The organism is Pseudomonas sp. PDM25 (assembly GCF_019219045.1).
Taxonomy (GTDB): domain Bacteria; phylum Pseudomonadota; class Gammaproteobacteria; order Pseudomonadales; family Pseudomonadaceae; genus Aquipseudomonas.
Window position 1 is genome coordinate 525,904 of record NZ_JAHUWL010000002.1, and the last position, 14,274, is coordinate 540,177.

Consider the following 14,274-nt stretch of genomic DNA (forward strand, 5'->3'; position numbering starts at 1 on the left):
GACTGATGGCACGTGTGGGATTGATACTGACACCCGGTTTTGCGGACTGGGAATATGCTTTCATTGCTGGAACTGCGTCCCCGTTTTACGGGATCGATGTCAGATTTTTCGCTTCTGCTACGGGGCTGTTCCGCTCGCAGGGTGGATTGGCAGTAACGGTTGATAGCAGTTTGCAGCAATGTCTGGACTGGAAACCGGACGTTGTTGTCATCATTGGAGGAACGGTCTGGGAACGTGCAGAAGCACCGGATATGCGAGATTTTCTTCATGCCAGTCGTTCAAGTGGAGCGACAATTGCCGGTATCTGTGGGGGAACGCTGGCACTTGCCAGGGCCGGGCTTCTCGACACGGTTCCTCATACTTCAAACAGCGCTGATTTCTTAAAACAGAATGCCGTAGGTTATGAAGGGGGCACGCTTTATCGAAACAGTCCGGTAGCTGTGGTTGCAGACCGCATCATCACTGCTCCAGGCCCTGCACCCGTTAGTTTCACCTGCGCAGTGTTCGAAGGTGCCGGGCTATCTTCGGAAATCATTTCTCAGTTCAGGTCAATGTTGGCTGCGGAACATCGGTGACCGCTTCGTCCTACAAAACAGCCGATCAGGTGATGTGTTCGAGTGGCCGCTCATGGCCGTTCTGTTGAAAAAGTCTTGGCGGATTGGCTCAACTACACTGAGCTTGAAAAGCGTCCGATTTACGCGTTGCAAGCTCTCCTCGCAGGGCAATCGTATTGCAGTGAATCGCTCCAGCTCTACCACTTACGCCTGAGTCGTTGTTCATGAGTGAAATCACTACCATCCCCTCGGATGGTGTACCTGACCTTCAACCTATAGTGCAGCGCAAGCTCGGACGCTGCCTTTTGCGCTTGCAACAATACGAACGACAGCTGAAAGCCATAGTCGCGCATGGCGAGTTGAGCGGTCCCGCGGATCGGCTGCCGATCATCCGTGAGCAGAAGATCGCACGAGCCCAGAAAAAGACCATGGGCGCGTTGGTCGGGATGCTGACCGAAAGCTTTCTGACCCAGTCGCCCCAAAATGAAGAATCACAGACGCAAGCCGATGCCGGTGACCTGATCTGGCTCAGCTATCGACACCAGTTGGAAATGCCAGCCGAGCACTATGAGGCAACGAAGGTCGCCATCAAGGAACTGGTCGACCTGCGCAATAAGCTAGTCCACCACTTCATTGAGCATTTCGATCTCTGGTCTGAATCAGGCTGCCAGGCGGCGGATGGTTTCCTTGAGGAAAGCTACGAAACCATCAATAAGCATTGCCTAACTCTGCAATGCTGGGCCAGAGCCATGGATGAGGCACGAGCTAAAATGGCTTTGCTTGTGCAGAGCCCCAATGCTTAAGGCCGAAAACAGGCGCCAGTTACCTCGCCTAAGCTAGAAAGGAACAAAAGGGTGAAGGCGTAGCCTGGCGTCCTGACATACCTTCGCCACGCAAAGGAGAGCGATGAATATTTTTGTGATGCTCCAGCCACTGTTCGACTTACTGAAGTGGCTGCTGCCATTGTTGGTCGTAGTCATCATCATCAAGACCCCCTGGTTCAAGGGCTGGTTCGGTGAGCTGCTGGTGCGGACCTTCGCCCACTATGGGTTGGACGGCCAGGTCTACCGCCGGTTGCACAACGTCACACTGGATACGCCCGATGGCACTACCCAGATTGATCATGTGTTCCTGTCGCCTTTTGGCATTTTCGTGCTGGAGACCAAAAACATGCGAGGCTGGATCTTTGGAGGTGAGCGCCATGCCCAGTGGACACAGCAGATCTTCCGGCATCGCTTCAGGTTCCAGAACCCGCTGCGGCAGAATTACAAGCACTTGAAGGCGCTAGAAGCGCTGCTCAGCGTTCCGCCCGAGCACATTCATTCTGTAATCGCCTTCGTCGGCGGCGGCAGCTTCAAGACCGTCATGCCGGACAATGTCACTCAAGGCGTCAGCTGCATCCGCTATATCAAGTCCTTTCAGCAGCCTGTGTTTAACGAAGCGCAGGTGAGTGTAATGGTGAAGGCGCTGGAGAGCGGGAAGAGGGACAGTACGCTCGCTACCCACTACGAGCATGTACAACGCCTGAAACAGAGAAACGACCCTTTCGCGAAACGCCGTTGCCCGCGTTGTGGAAGCGCTTTCGAAATTCGTATCCGTAAGACAGGCGATAGAGCAGGAGAGCGATTCTGGGGCTGCAGCGCCTACCCCAAATGTCGAGCGAAACAGGATTTTGATTAGTCCTCCAGGCACTTCGTCCAGTGAAGCCGCGAATGAAAGCAACTGACGGGTCATCCGTTCCCCGGCAAAAGCGGCCACTCACAAATGGCCCGTATCGACCCTTTGTCGCCTCCCGCCTGATCACCCCTTTTAGGGTCTCTACTTCTAGTTAGGCCTTGTACCTACAGAGGGGAGCGTGCGATGAGCAACGAACAGGCGGCACCTGAGACGAAGGGCGTTACGGTGACGTTACTTGCAACGATTGACCTAGGTCCCGAGATCGAGGGTATGGCAGGGCGCCAACTCAGAATGCGCAGGGTGACCATCGAGCCCGGCGGCGTCTTCGGGCCGGTTCACAACCATATCGACAGACCCGGCACCGTCTACATTCTGCAAGGAACGATCACCGACCATCGAAACGGAGTCGCCACAGATTATGGGCCGGGAGTGGGCTGGCCCGAGGACAGGAACACCACGCACTGGCTTGAGAACAGAGGCACGATTGCGGCGGTGGAGATCTCGGTTGATATTGTCCGGCAAGCGTAAGCTCCTCCGTCACCGGCCGAACCAGGCGCCCCTGCTGCATCAGGCTATTGCACTCCATTGACGCAGAACTCGTGGTCCGCAGCCTATCGTGCGGAATCGATGTGCAACCGGGGCGCCTGAAGCGTCAGCGACACACTGTCTGCCAGGCGCGTGGCCTGCTGAGTCGCGTCCTCACGCGCGCGCCGATCAACGTCTTCCCCCAGGATGGTTTTCTCCACAATCACCGAATACACATCCGTGACGCCGATAAATTTTAGCCAGGCTTCCACGTAAGGCTTCTGGAAGTCGAAGCGCTCCGCCGGTGTGCTCGACTGCGCCGAAAAATCCAGGCCGCGGGCGTACATCACCACGGCGAGCGTGTTGTGCAGCATGCCTTCCAGACCGCGTTCAGGGTCAACGCTGAACAGGATGTCTTTCTGCGAAATCAGGTCGATGAAGTGCTTGAGTTTGTAGGGAATGCTGAAATTCCACAGCGGTACGGACATCACGAGTACATCCGCGCGGTGCAGGTGACTGGCCAACGCTTTTAGCGTGTTCCAGGCGTCTTGTTGTGCGGGGGTCAACGGCGTGCCATTGAGCCCGGCGTATTTGGCCTCCATGGCCAGCTCATCGAATTCCGGCAGCGCCATGTTCCAGAGGTCGAGGGTGATAATTTCGGTGTCCGGGGTGTTGGCTTGATAACGCGCAATGAAACTGCGGGCGACTTCAAGGGAAGCCGAACGCTGCTTGCGTGGAGAACACTGAATATGAAGAAGAGTCGTCATGGCACACCTTGAATGATGGGGAGGGCAGGTGTGAGCATTGCAACATAGTTGAATTTGAAATATAAATCGTAAATTCATACTCGATTTATCACGTATAAAACTATGTTCGATGCACTGCTGCTCAAGACATTTGTCACCGTCGTCGATGAAGACGGCTTCAGTCGTGCCGCCCAAAAGTTGCACCTGACTCAGTCGGCGGTCAGTGGCCATGTGCGGCGATTGGAAGAACAGATTGGTAAACCCCTGTTGACGCGCACCACCCGTTCCCAGCAACTGACGGCCGATGGCGAGCGCCTGGTCTCCTATGCGCGCACGATCCTCGCGCTGAACCGTGATGCCTGGACCGACCTGACACGTACGCCGTTTCACGGGCGGTTGCGGATCGGCGTGTCCGAGGATTTTGTCGAGTCTCGATTGCTGCGCACGGTTCAGGATTTCGCAGCGCAGTACCCCGGGATGAAGATCGAGGTGCAGGTGAACATTCCGGGTACGTTGCTGGCGCTGATGAAGCAAGGGCATCTGGAAGTGGTCATCGGTTCGCTGTGCGAAACCAGCGAAGCGGGGCTGTTGCTATGGCAAGAACCGCTGGTGTGGGCCTGGTCGGCGCAACCCGTCGTCCGGTTACCCACGCCGTTGCCGCTGGCCCTGTTCCCCGAGCCGTGCCCTTATCGCGAGGTCGCGCTGACAAGGCTGGCGCAGGCGGGAATCGCCCAACGCACAGCGATGTTGTGCAGCAGCACCGCCGGGTTGCGGGCGGCGGCCCTGGCAGGCTTCGCGGTAGCGCCCATGCCACTCAGTCAGTTGGGGCAAGGATTGGCGGTTGTTGGGGTAGAACAAGGGTTGCCGGATTTGCCGGATGCGCAATGTCGGCTGTTCAGCTCGCCTGATGCGGATCAGGCGATTGTGGCAGCGGTCACTCAGCTGATTGTGGAGTACTGCTCTAAGCGCAGGGCTTGATTGTCGTTTCAAGGGTCTGCTTGAAGGTCTCCTCTCACCTGCATTCGCGACTAGAATTTCACTGCCGACGCCTCTAACGCCAGGTCAGATCTCAACCGTGCGACGTTAGGTCTCGAGCGCTATTTCAATCTCTGGGAATCCGGTATGGCCAATCCGCAAGATAAAGCCGAATCTGAAGAGGATTTAGCGCAGATGGTAATAGGGCGAGGGCCCTGCACCTATCTATTGCTGCTCTTACTAGGATTGATCCTCCTGTTTCCCTTTCTTGAGGAAGGTCTGTTTTCTCGTACGTTGCTGGGCATTCTGTTTTCAATCGTGCTGCTGGTGGGCGCTTTCGCCACCAGGCAGACTCGGCGGGGGTTCATCCTGAAACTGGGTCTGGCGTTGCTTGGGGTTGGCCTTCAATGGACGGCATTGTGGGCTGAGAGCATCGCGATTCTTGAACTTGCCGGGATGTCCTATGTGGCGTCTCTTGCTGTCTCGTTTAGCGGAGTGCTTCGCTATATTCTCATGCGCGGGCCAATTACCGCCGACAAGCTGCATGGCGCGCTTGCGGGTTACATCATGCTGGCCTTTGTTTGGTCCTTCGTCTTTGCCTTGCTCGAGATATCCAGCGCTGGCTCATTCGGCCCTAACCACCTCGACTTCGGACAGCCCGGCACTTTCTTCAAACTGATCTATTTTAGCCTTACGACACTCACGACCACCGGTTACGGTGATGTTCTCCCGTTGACCAACCACGCCCGCTCCCTGGTGATGGTCGAAGAATTTTCAGGCGTCTTTTACGTGGGTGTTGTGATCGCGCGGCTTGCCGGTCTTTATCCATCGAATCAGACCAAGTGACTCTTGTTTTGCCTGAGCCATCTGCGGGCATTAGTCTGCCAGGGCTCAACGTCCATACTCAACGTAGGGGTCTAAATTGAAACCCTGCGTATCCCAGTTGATTCGATAAATCACTTCTTTCCTTGGCCTGATGTTGGCCACAACAGTTTTGATCGCGACACCCGCACATAATCCAGACTCGGCGAGCCCGGCACCGAGATTCACTTTCCCGGCAGGCAAAACGAAAGATGCCTTTTGACCGGGACCTATCTTGGCTGCGCGCTGACCATCGATGTAGAACACGACATCACATCCCGCACCGTCAAACCCGTCATCACGGAAAATGGTCAGGCGTCCCGGATCTTGCGTACCCTGGCTTTTGATCGCGTACATCTCACTGGCCGGCACTGGCCGCGCTTCAGAAACCCGCATAGGTGACGTTGCGCACCCGCCCAAGGCCAGCAAGAGCGCCCCCGTTGCGATAATCCTTCGCATCATTTTTCCCTCCTGAAAAAGGGCGAATGCATCAGAGCGACATACTGCTTTGCTTCATCACGCCATTCGCCAAAAACGCTTTAAATCGATCTGACACCTTTTATCCTAGTCACCTTTTATCTCGGCGGTTGTTGGGGGAGAGCAAGGGTTGCCGGATTTGCCGGAGGCGCAATGTCGGCTGTTCACTTCGCCTGACGCGGATCAGGTGATTGTGGCGGCGGTCACTCGGCTTAATTTGGAGTATTGCTCTAAGCGGAGGGCTTGATTGTCATTTCAAGGGCCTGCTTGAACGTCTCGGGTACGCGGTCTTTGTCTTCCTGAGGGAAGGTCAGCGGTCGGTTGGATGCGGGTGAACCACTTTGATCATGGACACAAAAAAACGGGCGCCTTGATGGCGCCCGTTCTCATTTAATCCATCGCACATAGCGGTTATACCGTATGAAAGTCTTCACATTTTATTTCACATACTGACTTGATGAAGAGGCGCTAATTTCCTGGCCTACAGAGGTTTTGTAGGCGCTTAAAACAAAATTATCTTCACATTTTTTTTCACATATTTTTGTGAAGTGGCTTCGGTCAATGGGTTCACGAAGGGATCCGTCAGCCACGTTTACGCACAGACCTCAACTACAAAAAAACGGGCGCCCCTTGAGGCGCCCGTTTTTACTTACTCCTTCACCTGCGCTCGCAAGCGTCGGCCGATCACGTCCATCAAGTCACAGCCGTCGCGTAACGGAATAGCCAGCAGTTTGGAGAAGTCCGACAGCACCACAGTGTCGCAACCGAGTTCGCCGCGGTAGGCGATGTTTTCCAGCACCTGCGTGACCGTGCGGATGCGGTAATCGGCCATGGCTTGCAGGACGTCGAGTGGGGCTTGGGTGTCGATGAGCAGGGAGGCCGGGATCAGGTCGATTCCGGTGAGGGGCATGTATCTTTCCATAGGTGAAACTCCGATCAAGGCAAAGGTTGACTGTCCCTCAATCGTCGCCAAACGAATGGGTGACAGCTGTACGCAGGTTGGCGAACCGGGATCGGAAAACCGGCAGACCCGAAAGTCTCCCGCGCACAGCTGCCATAAAGACAGCTTTGCGGGTATACAAAAGCGCCTGCATTAAAGCACAACGCTTTTGCATTCCGACCGATCAGGTCGCCAAACCTGAATCGCCATGTTGGGCGACGAGATGGACTATAGGCCTCATCATAACGGCGGAAAAGGTGAGAGATTCCGAGGTTTGTGTAGGAATTTTTATGGTGGTCCTAGGACCGTGACGCCCCTTCCGTGAGCGACTGCTATCGGCCAGAAGCAGCCACTCGGCTGGATCCTTTCGTTTGATTATCGGATGGGGTTTATCCCGTCCCCGGCGAGCGAAGCGAACGCTTTAGCCGTAGATTCGGCTCTAGGAGTACACGGTGCCGGGCGGCATTTTTATGCCGCACAGTGCGCGGTAGCAAACACCATTTCCATATACCAAACATTTATCCCCGGCTTGAGCTTTAAGTATTAACGCTCGCAACCTTTGGACAATCCGAACGGCTCGACGTCTGAATAACAGCGGTTTGATTGGCCGTTTTTCTTGCCTTGGGTGTTGGATTTCACCGAGATGCTCCTGCCAACTTGTTGGTTGCTGATAGAGCTGTGTTTCGAGATCGTTCAAAATTGCCAATGCGTCAGCTAGATCGTCAGTTCTCAAGCGGAACATTACATTCATTGATGTAATGCTTATCCGTGCATCTCTTTGTGCATATCGTTCAAAAGCAGGTGCTATAAGGGAAAAATATCCAAACGCATGAAAGCAGTCAGATCTGAAAACAATTCGGTCTTCTGGGTCTAGCGGCCATAAACGCTCTGTTTTTTTCGAGGTATATAAGCCGATTATATGATGCATGGTGACTGTACCTGACTACTGACATGCTTATGGGTGAAGGCAAGCTCACTCTCCTGCGAGGACTCAGCGTAGCAGGTTCATGCCATCCACTTGCCACTGCTTTTGGCCGTTCTCTGCTATTCGCGTGAGACAGAAAGCGACCAAACATAGATAGTCCGTGTCGAACGCAACAAACCGTCGGGATGAATTACTCCCCGGATTGCAAACGCTCGATAGCTTCGAGAAGCTGGCCCTCGAAGTACTCCGATTCATCTCGTTCCTGGTCTTTCATGCGGCGCTTCGCCTCGATGAGCAGGTGTTTGGTCGCGATGTTCTGATTCAAAAAAGTAGCGACCATAAGATCATTCAAACTCTCTAGAGGTGTGTCCCATGCCTCCCTGCAACGCTGAATGAGTCCTGTGGGGGCATCCCCACTCCATGGACCAATATCCGAGACTGCCAGGGTGGAGGTCATGAGCCAGCCTTTGAGAGAAATTGAAGGGCTGGTAATTTCGCACGCTCGGGAGATTGGTGAATAGCGAAATCGAATGCCCGCTTCTGGCCGATCTCTGCCTGTCACGACCGACGGAAATCGACCCATAGCAGTCATTTGAATCGCATTGATTGACAGGCACGTCACCCGCTAAACCTAAAATTGTGCCGATGGTTCATTGATAGCAGACACTGGCTGATCGGTTGGATAAGCTGGGAGAACACCGTCGCGCCGCTAGTGGAATCTGACAGGTTGTAAGTAGATTCAGGTGCGTGGGGATTTTTGTTTACCTTACGAGGCACCATGGACTCTTCTTTTGACGAATTGATCGACAGGGCGATGTATCTGGGCGTACATCAAGTTGCATACCCAATTGATATCTTCGGTATTGCTAGGTTGTTAGCAGAGCACACCTCCGACGATGCGGACTTTGAAAAGATACTTTCACTGGTTTCAGACCCCGAGAACCATTTTACTCGTTGGGCAGCCATACGAGCCATTGTGATCCTGGGGTCTGCAGCGGTGACCAAAGCTCGCGAAACGCTGAGCGTCAGGATGACGCTCGAGGATTTTCCTCTCGCCCGACAAGAATTACACAAAGCGCTGGCATTGATGACAGGGTGATGCGGTCCCCCTGAAAAGGGAATTAGCTGTCAGTTGGTTCAGCAGAGATGTGTATTCAGGACTGACCGCTTTTGGCCGAAAACAGACATTACTCACGCTACCCAAGCCTGCAAAATCGAATCGGATGGTGCCCAGTCCCCTAGCGTAGAATTTCCAAAATACGAGCCCACCCCGAGACGGACCCTCAATGCAAACCCCCGCCACCCAACACCCCCTCTGGAAAACCTACCTCCTTTTCCTCGCCCCCATGGTCCTCTCCAATTTCCTCCAATCCATGTCGGGCACCATCAACAGCATCTACATCGGCCAAATGCTAGGCACCCAAGCCCTGGCTGCCGTGTCCGGCATGTTCCCCATCGTCTTCTTCTTCATCGCCCTGGTCATCGGCCTCGGCGCGGGTGCTGGCGTGCTCATCGGCCAGGCTTGGGGGGCGCGCGAGCCGCATCTGGTGAAAACCATCGCCGGCACAACCTTGTTGTTAGGCGCAATGATCGGCCTGACAGCGGCAGTACTCGGCAGCGTATTCGCAAGGCCCGCGTTGCAGGGTTTGGGCACACCGGCCGACGTTATCGACGACGCCGTGTCCTACGCCCACGTGATGATGTGGATCATGCCGTCGCTGCTGGTCTACGTGCTGTTCACTCAACTGCTGCGCGGGGTGAGCGATACGGTGTCGCCGCTGATTGCGTTGGTGGTGTCGACGTGTATCGGGTTGGCGCTGACGCCGGCGTTGATTCGGGGGTGGTTCGGGTTGCCGATGATGGGGATTCAGAGTGCGGCGTATGCGGGGTTGGCGGGTAATTTGTCGGCGATGGGGTGGCTGGCGTGGCGGTTGATTCGCAAGGGGCATCCGTTGGCGCCGGATCGGGAGATGTTTGCGGCGATGCGGCTGGACCTGGTGATTCTCGGCAAGGTGTTGCGTATCGGGTTGCCGACCGGGTTGCAGATGGTGGTGTTGTCGGTGTCGGAGTTGGTGATTCTGGCGCTGGTGAATCAGCACGGTTCGCAGGCGACGGCGGCGTATGGGGCGGTGACGCAGATCGTCAATTACGTGCAGTTCCCGGCGCTGTCGATTGCGATCACGGCGTCGATCCTCGGTGCTCAGGCGATTGGGGCAGGGCGGCTTGAGCGCATGGGGCCGATCCTGCGCACGGGGCTGTTGATCAATGTGTGCCTGACCGGTGGGTTGGTGGTGTTGGGTTATCTGTTGTCGCACTGGTTGCTGGGGTTGTTCCTCACGGATGATTCCACCCGGGCGAAGGCGGAGCATTTGTTGCACATCATGCTGTGGAGTCTGTTGGTGTTCGGCTTCCAGGCGATTGTCGGCGGCATCATGCGTGCCAGCGGCTCGGTGCTGGTGCCGATGGCGATTTCGATTTTTTGTGTGGTCGGGGTGCAATTGCCGGTGGCGTATGTGCTGGACGGGCAGTTCGGTTTGCAGGGTGTGTGGATGGCGTTTCCGGTGGCGTATCTGGGGATGCTGGTGTTGCAAACGGCGTATTACAAAATGGTCTGGCAGCATCAGAAGATCGAGCGGTTGGTCTAGGGGCACGGGCGCCCCTTTGTTTTTGCGGGAGCCCCCGCTAGACCACTGCGCCAAACACGTGCCCCACCAGTGCCGTAATCCCCATGGCCAGAGCCCCCCAGAATGTCACCCGCCAGGCGCCGGTCAGGACCTTGGCCCCGCCTGCCTTGGCGGCAATGGCGCCCAACGTCCCGAGAAACACTAATGACATGCCCGATATCCAGGGCACCACGCTGTGCTCCGGCGCGACAAACGTCACCGCCAGAGGCAACGCGGCACCCACCACGAAACTGGCGGCGGAGGCCAGGGCGGCCTGCAAGGGTTTGGCGGTGAGGGTAGCGCTGATGCCCAGCTCGTCCCGGGCGTGAGAGCCTAATGCGTCATGGGCCATCAATTGATCGGCCACTTGATGCGCCAGTTCGGGTGATACGCCGCGATGCATGTAGATGTTGGCCAGTTCGATGTGTTCGGCTTTCGGGTCGCTCGCCAGTTCTGCCCGTTCGCGGGACAGATCGGCGCGCTCGGTGTCGGCCTGGGAGTGTACGGAAATGTACTCGCCTGCGGCCATGGACATGGCACCGGCCATCAGCCCTGCCATACCGGTAACCAGCAACGTGGCGTGGCTGGCGTTGGCGGCCGCGACGCCGATCAGCAGGCTGGCGGTAGAGACAATCCCGTCGTTGGCGCCCAGGACGGCGGCGCGCAGCCAGCCGATACGATCGCTTCGGTGTGCCTCGGTGTGCCTGTGCATGAATTTCATTGTTTAACGGGACTCCCTGTCATTGGACGGTTTAAATCGGACGGGTTTCGAGCGGTCCGGCAATCGGCGTCAGCGGGTTTCAATCTGCGCCTGCAACTGACCGCCGACAATGGATATTTCTTTGAACTGTTCACCCTCGCGCAGCACGAATAACGCGTCCATCCCGCGTTCCTGAGCCAGGCGTGGGCCCTCGGTTTCGCCCAGGACCATCAGCGCCGTGGCCCAGGCATCGGCGAGCATGCACGAGGCCGCCACCACGGTGACGGCGGCGAGCGGGTTGCACAGCGGCGCGCCGGTGGCCGGGTTCATGGTATGAGCATAGGACTGACCGGCCACGTCCACCCAATGTCGATAGTCCCCGGAGGTCGCGATAGCGGCATCGCCAAGTTCCATCACGCCCATGACTTCACGCACGCCCCGGTTGGGCTTTTCCAGGGCCACGACCCAGCATTGGCCGTCAGGTTTGACGCCCCGGGCGCGCATCTCGCCATCGATACCGACCAGGTAGCGGGCAATGCCCAAACCCTCCAGGCAACGCGCCAGTTCATCCACGCCAAACCCTTTGGCGATGCCACTCAAATCAAGGTTCAGCGGCATGCGCTTGCGCACCTGATTGCGTTGCGGGTCAACCACCAACGCGGCGCTGGCTGACAGCCGGGCGCGCGGCGCAATCGTGCCGAACGTTTGCTCGGTGACCGTCTGCTCCCCGGGGCCGAACCCCCAAGCGTTAACCAGATCACCGACAGCGATGTCGAAGGCGCCGCCGGATTGCTGACTGACACGCAGCGCCGCAGCCAGCACCGTGGCCAGTTCCTTGGGCACGGCCACCCATTCCTGTTCGGGGGCGGCGTTGAGGCGGTTGAGGTCCGAGTCGGGTTTCCAGGTGGACATTTGCTGGTCCACCCGGGCCACGGCGCGCGCCAGGCGATGGCCAATGTCGTCGGTATCGATCCCGGCCCCGGCATAAAACAGGGCGGTGTAGCGGGTGCCCATGGTTTCGCCGTTCAGGCTATAGCGCTGCAAGTCAGTAGACGTCTTCACGGTAGCGTCCTTGTGCTTTGAGCGTCAGCACACTCAGGTTGAGAGGTGCCAACACTTCATCGAGGGCCTGCATCACGCCTTTGGCCATTTCGCGGCTGCCACACACCAGCACCTGGGCACCTTTTTCAATCAGTCGGCGCAAGGCCAGGGCATCGCTGATCAGCCGGTCTTGTACGTAGCTGCGGTCCTGAACCTGAGAGAAGGCGGCGCGCAGTGCTGTGAGGCGTCGGTCCGACAGGTATTGGTTGAGCTCCGGTTCATAGAGGAAATCCGAGGCCGGGTTGCGTCCGCCCCAATACAAGTGCATCGGGTGTCGGGCCTTGTTGTTGCGGATAAAACCGGCCAAGGGACCGATGCCGGTACCGGCGCCGATCAGGATCACCGGGTGCGTGCCCGATGCCGGACGAAATTGCGGGTTGGGCTGGATAAAGGCGTCGATCTGCGCGCCGATGTCCAGGCCATGAAGGAATTCCGAGCACATGCCGCCGTTGTGTTTACGCACGCAGATCTCCAGCACGCCGTCCTGCGAACCGCTGGCCAGCGAGTAGAAACGCGGGATCGGGCTGCCCGGGGGCAGAATCCCGACCAGGTCACCGGCCAGAAAGCCCGGCAACTCGCCGTCGGCTTTGAAGCGCAGTATGTGGGTCGGCGCATTCACCTGTTCGCCATAGGCAATCCGCTCTGTCAGCTGCAATTGATGGGTACGCGGCTGCTGCGGGGTGTGAACCAGCGTCAGGTCCTGCCCCAACACTTCGCCCAACGCGTGGCCCCAGCGCGCAAATTCCTGAGAGGACTGGCGGTTGATGGTTTCGAGGCCCAGTAACGGCGAGCCACCGGCCTGCAACAGTGCGTCCTGCACCTGATGGGCGTACTGACAGAACTGCGCAAACTGGCGGTCGCCCAGGCCCAGCACTGCAAAGGGCAGGCCGGGCTTGAGGCCGGTTTTGCCCAGCCGCGCCAGGAACTGCGAAGCCGAGGCCGGCGCATCGCCGTCACCGTGGGTCGCGGTGAGGATGAACACCCGTTGGGCATTGCGGTAATCGCCGACCCATTCATTCATCGCCGCGCTATGCACCTTATGACCACTCTGGTGCAAGGCGTCGTGCAAGGTTTTGGCGAAACCCCAGGTGCTGTTGTTTTCGCTACCCACCAGAATCACGCTGTCGGCTGAGTGGGCAGGGCTGTTGTGGCGGATGTTCGGGCCAGCCTTGCGGCGGCGCCACCACAACAGGATGCCGGTCACGCTCATCAATGGCACGCAAAGGGCGCAGAGCCCCAGCGGCAGGCCCAGCCACCAGAGGCCTTCGCCGGTGTGCAGCTGATAGATCAATTCGTAGAGGTTGTGCATCGAGTCGTGGGCTTGATAGGACAGCAACGCGCCGCTGGCCTGATCCACGTAGCCGTCGCCCTGGGCCGTGCGCAGGGAAAACACGTCTTGCGCATTATTAGGGCTGGGGTAGACCAGTTCGCGCAGGTCGTTCAGGTCGGTGGCCTGCAACGCTTGCAGCTGCGCCACCGGCAAGGCCGGGCCGGCGCTGACGTGGGCGGGGAAGGCGGGTTCACTTTGACTGCCGTCGGCGATAAAACCAAAAGTGGTGGCGGACATGTAAAGCCCGCTCAATGCCGACAGCAGCAGCCCAAGCAAGGCCAGTCGCCCGACTTCAGCATGCCAGCGCTGGCTGAAGGTACCCCGCAGTGGTCGCAGCAGCTTGCGCCAGCCGCCCAGGCGCCGGGCCAGCAATAGCGCGCCGGACACCGACAGCATCAGCATGAGCAGCGCGCCGACACCCGACACTCCATGGCCTGGCGTGCCAAGGAACATCGAGCGGTGCAGCTCTTTCACCCAACGTGAGAACGCGGAGGGCTCGTAAGGTGCGAGGCCTTGGCCGGTCAGCGGGTCGACCTTTTGCGCCCCGGCCTGGCCGTTCTGGTTGTAGTAGACGATCACCGTGCCGGACGCTGAGCGCTGGATCTGCTCCACGCCCGGGAAGTGGTTGGCAACGCGCCCGGCCAGTTGGCCGACGTTGAGTTGTCCGGCGGGAGTGGACGTGCTGTGCAGGCGTTCCAGGGCCGGGTCGACAGACAGGATCGCGCCGCTGATGGCCAACAACATGACCAACAGGGCGGCGATCAGGCCAGGTAGGGAATGGAACTGACGAAGCATGTTCA

The 14,274-nt window shown here is 57.7% G+C and carries 16 protein-coding genes; 8 read left to right on the forward strand and 8 right to left on the reverse strand.

All coding sequences use genetic code 11. The features are described from left to right. Nucleotides 1–5: 5 nt before the first annotated feature. The 4 genes from KW848_RS04960 to KW848_RS04975 all read left to right on the forward strand — a co-directional run bounded on the left by KW848_RS04960 (nucleotide 6) and on the right by KW848_RS04975 (nucleotide 2,759). Nucleotides 6–575: a DJ-1/PfpI family protein gene (locus tag KW848_RS04960; RefSeq protein WP_218536116.1), complete on the forward strand. Its 570-nt coding sequence runs from the start codon at nucleotides 6–8 to the stop codon at nucleotides 573–575. Nucleotides 576–778: 203 nt separating this feature from the next. Then, nucleotides 779–1,357 carry a hypothetical protein gene (locus KW848_RS04965; RefSeq protein ID WP_218536119.1) on the forward strand — a complete coding sequence of 193 codons (579 nt, stop codon included), beginning with the start codon at nucleotides 779–781 and terminating at the stop codon, nucleotides 1,355–1,357. A 103-nt stretch (nucleotides 1,358–1,460) separates the two neighbouring features. After that, nucleotides 1,461–2,234 (forward strand): nuclease-related domain-containing protein, encoded by a 774-nt coding sequence (locus KW848_RS04970; RefSeq protein WP_218536121.1) that lies wholly within the window; start codon nucleotides 1,461–1,463, stop codon nucleotides 2,232–2,234. 180 nt (nucleotides 2,235–2,414) lie between these two features. Further along, nucleotides 2,415–2,759 carry a cupin domain-containing protein gene (locus tag KW848_RS04975; RefSeq protein WP_111448831.1) on the forward strand — a complete coding sequence of 115 codons (345 nt, stop codon included), beginning with the start codon at nucleotides 2,415–2,417 and terminating at the stop codon, nucleotides 2,757–2,759. Nucleotides 2,760–2,842: 83 nt separating this feature from the next. Here the strand turns inward: KW848_RS04975 and KW848_RS04980 are convergent, their stop codons facing one another. Then, complete coding sequence (locus KW848_RS04980) at nucleotides 2,843–3,523, reverse strand: FMN-dependent NADH-azoreductase (RefSeq protein WP_218536123.1); 681 nt, start codon at nucleotides 3,521–3,523, stop codon at nucleotides 2,843–2,845. A 102-nt stretch (nucleotides 3,524–3,625) separates the two neighbouring features. Between KW848_RS04980 and KW848_RS04985 the strand changes: the two genes are divergently transcribed. Both KW848_RS04985 and KW848_RS04990 read left to right on the forward strand, forming a co-directional pair. Further along, on the forward strand, nucleotides 3,626–4,480 hold the full coding sequence (locus tag KW848_RS04985; RefSeq protein WP_218536125.1) for a LysR substrate-binding domain-containing protein: 855 nt from the start codon (nucleotides 3,626–3,628) through the stop codon (nucleotides 4,478–4,480). Nucleotides 4,481–4,624: 144 nt separating this feature from the next. Next, nucleotides 4,625–5,323, forward strand: a complete 699-nt coding sequence (locus KW848_RS04990; protein ID WP_218536127.1) for an ion channel — start codon at nucleotides 4,625–4,627, stop codon at nucleotides 5,321–5,323. A 45-nt stretch (nucleotides 5,324–5,368) separates the two neighbouring features. Here the strand turns inward: KW848_RS04990 and KW848_RS04995 are convergent, their stop codons facing one another. The 4 genes from KW848_RS04995 to KW848_RS05010 form a co-directional block, all read right to left on the reverse strand. Further along, nucleotides 5,369–5,800 carry a hypothetical protein gene (locus KW848_RS04995; protein WP_309140064.1) on the reverse strand — a complete coding sequence of 144 codons (432 nt, stop codon included), beginning with the start codon at nucleotides 5,798–5,800 and terminating at the stop codon, nucleotides 5,369–5,371. Nucleotides 5,801–6,464: 664 nt separating this feature from the next. Beyond that, a complete protein-coding gene (locus tag KW848_RS05000; RefSeq protein ID WP_134098894.1) occupies nucleotides 6,465–6,737 on the reverse strand; it encodes a hypothetical protein in 273 nt (90 codons plus the stop codon). Nucleotides 6,738–7,194: 457 nt separating this feature from the next. Beyond that, nucleotides 7,195–7,683 (reverse strand): hypothetical protein, encoded by a 489-nt coding sequence (locus KW848_RS05005; RefSeq protein ID WP_218536129.1) that lies wholly within the window; start codon nucleotides 7,681–7,683, stop codon nucleotides 7,195–7,197. Between the two features lie 187 nt (nucleotides 7,684–7,870). Next, entirely contained in the window at nucleotides 7,871–8,137 is a 267-nt protein-coding gene (locus KW848_RS05010) for a hypothetical protein (RefSeq protein ID WP_218536131.1), read from the reverse strand. 321 nt (nucleotides 8,138–8,458) lie between these two features. On the opposite strand from KW848_RS05010, the gene KW848_RS05015 reads away from it, so the two are divergent. Together KW848_RS05015 and KW848_RS05020 are read left to right on the forward strand one after the other, a co-directional pair. Next, on the forward strand, nucleotides 8,459–8,779 hold the full coding sequence (locus KW848_RS05015; RefSeq protein ID WP_218536133.1) for a hypothetical protein: 321 nt from the start codon (nucleotides 8,459–8,461) through the stop codon (nucleotides 8,777–8,779). A 187-nt stretch (nucleotides 8,780–8,966) separates the two neighbouring features. Next, on the forward strand, nucleotides 8,967–10,325 hold the full coding sequence (locus tag KW848_RS05020) for an MATE family efflux transporter (RefSeq protein ID WP_111448820.1): 1,359 nt from the start codon (nucleotides 8,967–8,969) through the stop codon (nucleotides 10,323–10,325). Between the two features lie 37 nt (nucleotides 10,326–10,362). Here KW848_RS05020 and KW848_RS05025 read toward each other — a convergent pair whose 3' ends face one another. The 3 genes from KW848_RS05025 to KW848_RS05035 form a co-directional block, all read right to left on the reverse strand. Next, nucleotides 10,363–11,064, reverse strand: coding sequence for a VIT family protein (locus tag KW848_RS05025; RefSeq protein ID WP_218536136.1), 702 nt, complete (start codon nucleotides 11,062–11,064; stop codon nucleotides 10,363–10,365). 69 nt (nucleotides 11,065–11,133) lie between these two features. Next, on the reverse strand, nucleotides 11,134–12,105 hold the full coding sequence (locus tag KW848_RS05030; protein ID WP_309140065.1) for an FAD:protein FMN transferase: 972 nt from the start codon (nucleotides 12,103–12,105) through the stop codon (nucleotides 11,134–11,136). Further along, the gene (locus KW848_RS05035; protein WP_218536138.1) at nucleotides 12,089–14,269 is read right to left on the reverse strand and encodes a PepSY domain-containing protein; all 2,181 of its coding nucleotides are present in this window, start codon (nucleotides 14,267–14,269) and stop codon (nucleotides 12,089–12,091) included. The genes KW848_RS05030 and KW848_RS05035 overlap by 17 nt, the downstream gene beginning before the upstream one ends. Nucleotides 14,270–14,274 lie beyond the last annotated feature (5 nt).